Below are 5,672 nucleotides of genomic sequence, written 5' to 3' on the forward strand. Positions count from 1 at the left end.
CATTCATCTCTCTAGGCAGGGCAATTTCATATTCTCGGTAGGTACTGCCATTTTTGCGCTCGTAAAGGTCGGCTGACTGCCAAAAGTTAATCGGATTATGTTCCGCCCATTTCGGCATGTTCCCATAGTCACTATGTTCAAGGTCAGTTTTAGCCTGTTCCTCTTTTTTCTTTTTTTCTTCATCCCGATCTATATATTCGGCATGCGGGGCTGCCTTACCTGCCTTACCAACTTTGACACTTAAACGAGCAATCGCCATTAGGTTTTATCCTGTTCCTTTTTTTGGTTGCGTTCTTTCTTAAAGGCTCTTTGATCGAGTATCGAAGCCCATATCATAATAATGATAAGTAGCGGTGCTGCGATCACGCCAAAAGTAATGTCTTTGATTTTTCCCAATACCTGTTTTAGTTGCATATTTTGCTCCTAGCTTTGGTACTTCTTTTTTCCGTAAATTTTCAATTTACGAAAAAAAGAAGTTTCAGGGTTTTAGGGATGAAGTCCCTAACGTGATTAGGTTTCTCAATGAAATTGAGAAACGTCTAAGCGCGCCATCAAATTTTTGATGGAAGTGCAGGCGACAATCTCTAGAACGACTTTAACAAAATTACGTTACTTTAGCGTAAATATTTTGTTATCGTTCTTTGAGTATTGAGCCTGTACTTTTACGGTATTTGAATTAATGGAATTGAATATGAATAATGATTGGTTGTCTGAAAAAATTACCTATATTTCTGCTTTAAAAAATCCAAGTGATGCTCAAAAACTTTTATTGGAATTAGCCAAAATCCAATACCGTACACCCGACCAAGAGAAAAAACTGAATGCCTTGATCAAGGCTGAAAAAGCCATAGATCGAGCGAACAAACAAAAAGTGGCGGTTAGAAAATTACTTAATGCAGAAAAGGAAGCTGAAAGGAAAGCTCGTACACGTCATCTTATTCAATTAGGCGCACTTTTTGAAATCGCTAACCTAGATCAGCGTGACCCAGCCGAATTACTAGGAGTTCTGCTTAAAACTGCTGAAATCGACCCAAATGATATGAAATGGCAGATTTGGAAGGATTTAGGACAAGAAACCTTAAATCAGCGTAAAAAGAATAATTAATCGGTTACTTAATTTATTTATTTGGTAAAATCAAAAACTTATTTCATTAAATTTTATAGAGTTTTTTATGAAAAAAACAATTATCGGGGCATTAGCTGTTTCAACACTTTTACTTTCTGCATGTAGTACATCACAACCTATGTGGAGAAAAGCAGGAATTACTCCACACGATGTTAATAACGCTTTAGCAAAATGTCGCTATGACGTAGGTTTAGCTAAAGTAAATCAAAATGAAAAAGCTGAAATGATACAAGATTGTATGATGGCACAAGGTTTTAGATACACCTATTAATCTTTATAAAATTCAACTAAATAGGTTTATCAATGAAAAAGTTAATAGGCTTCATATCCATAGCTGTTTTTTGCACAAATTCTTTAGCAGAAATCCCTGTAAAAAATAATAGTATCCCTTTCAATAAGCTTCCTATAGAAATTAAAGAAGCAGTCCAAACTAATTATATTGAAGCATGTCAAGGTATAGCTGAAGACGAAGAAATGGCTATTAAAAATCCTAAGATAACTTTTGATAAAGGTTTTTTAGTAAATGTAGATTTTAATGGAGATGGTTTAAATGATTATATTATCCGATCTTCAAATGTTACATGTGAAGGTGCTTACTCAATGTTCACTGGAAACAGTGATGGCTTTATAGATATTTACTTTCAAAATAAGGAAGGTAAATATGATCATGTTCTTAACTATTGGTTAGGACGTGAAGGATTAGAGCTTAAAAAAACTAAAGATAGTTATCGTTTTACATCTGAATACAACGACAGCTATTTAGCATGGGATAAGTCTATAAATAAATTTATTTCATACTATGGCCCTGAAAAAAGAAAAGATATTTTAGATATAAATGATGAAAACTCTACCACTAGTCAAACTTCTACAGAAAAAGGTGAAGTTTTAAGACAAGCATTTAATTAAGATATACTTTTTACTACTTAAATAGCCTAAGCAGAAAAGAGGGTGTAATATAATTCCGCCCTCTTACCCCCTCTAAAAAACAAATGCTCTCAACTTCTCAACTCGCCCCCAAAGCGTCGCACTTCGTGCTTTGGCTTTGGAAACGGTTGAGAGAGTTTCGGCAATACTCACCCTAAGGGACGACTTTTAAAAAAAGTCATTTCCCTTAAGTATTGCCGATTTACCTGTATATATTTGGCTTCGGAGCCACGTATATCGGTCGTATCCGCACATAGCTTTGCTGACTATGCAGACAAGGACTCAAAGTCTTGCACTTCGCTCCACGCGCTCCCTGTCGTTACATTGCCTGTATCTCTGCGAGGGTTTCCCCAACGTACAACTTAACAAGTCCTATGTAACTACTCCCAACGCTCCGCCTGTGTGAAGTTCCCCTGTAAGCGGTTTAGCCTTTCGACTATAGCTACAATACGCCAGTGACACTTATTCCTACCACACGTACTGCATGCCGACCGTAAAACGGACACGCAGAAGCGGGCAAAGCTCGATCTAGGATACTTATTTGACGATTTAAAACACGAATTAACGAAGACTTATCATTTTGAGGCTTGATATAAACACTGTTTATTGTGAAAATAGAGTTCAGGTACAAGCCTTAGTGTGAAATCAGTGCGAGGTGGTACTCCGCTGATCTTCGTTACTTGATGTTGAAGCATCAAATAACTGCGTACCGCTGAATATAAAGCGAAAGCCCGTCGAGTTTCAATACTCGATGGGCTTTTTCTTTGTATTTTTAAATTAAAATTTACTTTTCTTTGTTTAAAGCAAATTTTCGCTTCTTAATCACTGTAATCGGCTTTTCTTGTGGAGCCATATTTTTCTGAATGGCCACCTGCTTCATTTCTACTGGTACAGCACTATTTTCAGTAGACTTTGGACTAGATTCTTTAGGCTTCGAGTCTGTTGATTTTTGCAGAGTTGCTTCTTTATTTTTAATTTTTATATAAATTTCATGTACGACCGCATTATGTTCTTTAATCTCCCTATTTTTGCTCGTTATTTTTTTATATTGTTCTTTAAAGGGCTTTATAAAATTCTTGATAGTTGATAGCAGTAGAGCTTCATCGGGGTGTATATCAGCCAGTGTTTTTGGTGCTTCCATTTGCACAAAATCAATGAAATTCAGGGGGAATTTTTCAACAATTTCAGGCGTTGCAAAACTAATAAAATCATATCCATGGTAAGAAATTACAGCATATTTCGTATCCTGCTTAATCGGATGTTTGATATATCCCCTTATGGTCGCTTCTCCCTGATCCAGTAGCTTCTTTATATAGAAATCTTTGATTTGATTCTCTGAAAATGCACTTTTCCTATAAAAATTAATTTTTTTATTAATTTCTTCTCGTTCTTCTATTTCATCAATATTTTCTAACTTATTACTAAATTCAATAAATTGAGCATGATTATGTTGAGCAAGTTCAGAAGTCCAAATTAAGAGTTGTGCAAGATTATCAGACTTAATAATCTCAATATCATTTAAATCAAGCTTCTTCATTAGTGTAAGCTCTTCCTGCTTGAACTCTTTTCTTTCTAAACTTGACCGCTTCAACATAACAACTTCCTTAACTTTTACTAACTTCAAAACATTAAAAACAATTCTGAATGGTCACTTAACCAAAAATTTCTGAATGGCTATCTAACTGGTGTAATTCTAAAACATCATCCCCTACGAGCCTATAAATCAAGACTAAATCAGGTTTAACGTGGCAATCTCGACAATTTTTAAACTCAGCACCACCTTTTAATGGATGATCTAGATATTTTTCAGGTAATGGACTATTAGCAACTAAACAGTCCAGTACCTCGGCCCATTCAGCCGTAACCAAATCTAAATAACGTCTTTTAATGTCTCTTTTAAATGAACTGGTTACGATTATTTTTCGTTTAGCCATTAGCTTCTTCCGACATTGCTTGGATGGCTTCTTCTACTGTTTCGTACTCGGTGTACTCCCCATTTTCAATTTCTTTAAGAGATTGAAGCAACTTTGCTGCTGCTTTAGGGGTTAAAGCTGTTTCCCTTGCATAATCAAAAGACAATGGAATCGTTTTCGTTTTAACAATTTGATTTAAGAACAGTTTAAATGCCTGTGGCATGGTTAAACCGTAGTCCTCCAAAATAGGAGTAACTTTTTCTTTCAGTTCTGCCTCTAAACGCATATTGAAATTGACTGCGGACATGGTTAATCCCTCCAAGGAACCAATAATGTAAAGATAATATAAGGCATTGTCTTTACTTTTTCATTACTTTTGATGTAAAAATATGAGTATTAAAACTCTAATTATTGGCATAACAGACTTTCAAATTTTGTTTTCGAATTTTTCTATATAGGGTCGATCACACATAAATCATGATTTTTTCCATAATTGCACTGTTCTTTCATCACACGCACACATGGTTTAGATTCTTCTCCAACAGTACAACTTCGAATCTCAAGCTGAATACCATCCTCTCTTAAACTTTCAATCTTAGAAATATTCTCAAGCGGTTTGATATAAACAGCAAATAACCAAATGATGCCAAGCATAAGAATGGCAAAAATCCCCAAAACTATTGTGATGATTTTCCATGAGAATTGATCACTGGCTGAATCAATCGAATTTTTTAAGCGTCCAAGTGCTTTAGCGGTCTTAACAAGCTCCGCTGTACCCTCCTGTAAACCCGTATTTAGCGATTTTGATACGGTATGATGGGTTTGCCCTGCGATAACCTTCTGAATGCGTTCTTCGGTGATTTGAAGCTCTTTAACGGCCTGATTGACTAAGTTTTGCTGTTGTTCTGCAACTGCCATCAGTGCATATAGCTTTTTTTCATCAGGTGTCATCGACTCATCCCTTTAAAATTCATGGTTTTCTGTTGCTCTCGTTCTAATTTCTGCTGTTCTTTGTACTGTTCCAAAGCAAGCTGTTTGAAGCTATCAAAATCAGCCTTAAAGCTCTCAATACCTTGTTTAATTTCTTTGTCTGAAATTGGGCTGTCTTTGAGGTCTTGGAGGTCTTTTTTCGGGTCGCCTAAGTCTAGCCCTACAAGCTCTTTATGGGCTGTACGCGACTGTTGCAGGGCTTCCCTGATTTCAGGATTCTTCGCTTGGCTTGGTAGCAGTTTCTTTTCAGGTTCTTTGTCAATGCCTTGCTCTTTATAGCTTCGCATATCAATACGGCTGTCAAGTTGATGTTTTTCTAAATGGCTGTTGCATAGATCTGCCCATCTTTGGCGTAGGTCTTTAATATCGGTTTTTCGTTCCTGGTAACTCTTGCCGGTATTGTCTTTTTTAGCTCCGCCACGTTCAGGATTCTTGCTGTTATAGCGTTTAAAATATTGCTCTGGATCTCGCTCGATTCCATCTTGCAGACGTTCATTAAACATAAGGTGGACGTGGGGCTGATCGTTGCCATCCATTGCTTTAGGGTTATGAATGGCAAACTGATACGGATATTTTGAGCCAATTTCAGACTGGATAAAGTCCTCGACCAGTTCTAGGCGTTGCTCGGCATTCATCTCTCTAGGCAGGGCAATTTCATATTCTCGGTAGGTACTGCCATTTTTGCGCTCGTAAAGGTCGGCTGACTGCCAAAAGTTAAT

Annotated in this window: 9 protein-coding genes and 1 pseudogene; 3 read left to right on the plus strand and 7 right to left on the minus strand. The window is 36.7% G+C overall.

Features of this window, described 5'->3' with window-relative positions; translation table 11 throughout:
• Together NI468_RS15750 and NI468_RS15755 are read right to left on the minus strand one after the other, a co-directional pair.
• Positions 1-259: pseudogene (locus NI468_RS15750) on the minus strand (MobA/MobL family protein); the annotation flags it as partial.
• Positions 259-414 (minus strand): hypothetical protein, encoded by a 156-nt coding sequence (locus NI468_RS15755; protein ID WP_005098410.1) that lies wholly within the window; start codon positions 412-414, stop codon positions 259-261. The pseudogene NI468_RS15750 and the gene NI468_RS15755, both read right to left, overlap by 1 nt.
• A 277-nt stretch (positions 415-691) precedes the next feature.
• Between NI468_RS15755 and NI468_RS15760 the strand changes: the two genes are divergently transcribed.
• The 3 genes from NI468_RS15760 to NI468_RS15770 all read left to right on the plus strand — a co-directional run bounded on the left by NI468_RS15760 (position 692) and on the right by NI468_RS15770 (position 2,032).
• Complete coding sequence (locus NI468_RS15760; protein ID WP_140993802.1) at positions 692-1,105, plus strand: conjugal transfer protein TraD; 414 nt, start codon at positions 692-694, stop codon at positions 1,103-1,105.
• A gap of 67 nt (positions 1,106-1,172) precedes the next feature.
• Positions 1,173-1,397, plus strand: coding sequence for a hypothetical protein (locus NI468_RS15765; protein ID WP_018680094.1), 225 nt, complete (start codon positions 1,173-1,175; stop codon positions 1,395-1,397).
• A 32-nt stretch (positions 1,398-1,429) separates the two neighbouring features.
• The gene (locus NI468_RS15770; protein WP_140993804.1) at positions 1,430-2,032 is read left to right on the plus strand and encodes a hypothetical protein; all 603 of its coding nucleotides are present in this window, start codon (positions 1,430-1,432) and stop codon (positions 2,030-2,032) included.
• An 802-nt stretch (positions 2,033-2,834) separates the two neighbouring features.
• On the opposite strand, the gene NI468_RS15775 is transcribed toward NI468_RS15770, so the two are convergent.
• The 5 genes from NI468_RS15775 to NI468_RS15795 form a co-directional block, all read right to left on the minus strand.
• Positions 2,835-3,644 (minus strand): hypothetical protein, encoded by an 810-nt coding sequence (locus NI468_RS15775; RefSeq protein ID WP_005098406.1) that lies wholly within the window; start codon positions 3,642-3,644, stop codon positions 2,835-2,837.
• A gap of 58 nt (positions 3,645-3,702) precedes the next feature.
• Complete coding sequence (locus tag NI468_RS15780) at positions 3,703-3,984, minus strand: type II toxin-antitoxin system YafQ family toxin (RefSeq protein WP_005098405.1); 282 nt, start codon at positions 3,982-3,984, stop codon at positions 3,703-3,705.
• On the minus strand, positions 3,977-4,270 hold the full coding sequence (locus NI468_RS15785; RefSeq protein ID WP_005098404.1) for a type II toxin-antitoxin system RelB/DinJ family antitoxin: 294 nt from the start codon (positions 4,268-4,270) through the stop codon (positions 3,977-3,979). The genes NI468_RS15780 and NI468_RS15785 overlap by 8 nt, the downstream gene beginning before the upstream one ends.
• A gap of 143 nt (positions 4,271-4,413) precedes the next feature.
• Positions 4,414-4,914, minus strand: coding sequence for a hypothetical protein (locus NI468_RS15790; RefSeq protein WP_005098403.1), 501 nt, complete (start codon positions 4,912-4,914; stop codon positions 4,414-4,416).
• Positions 4,911-5,672, minus strand: a 762-nt coding sequence (locus tag NI468_RS15795; RefSeq protein WP_253102585.1) for a MobA/MobL family protein, incomplete at its 5' end; no start/stop codon positions are given. The genes NI468_RS15795 and NI468_RS15790, both read right to left, overlap by 4 nt.

The sequence above is a fragment of the Acinetobacter lwoffii genome, assembly GCF_024129355.1.
Taxonomy (GTDB): Bacteria; Pseudomonadota; Gammaproteobacteria; order Pseudomonadales; family Moraxellaceae; genus Acinetobacter; species Acinetobacter lwoffii_I.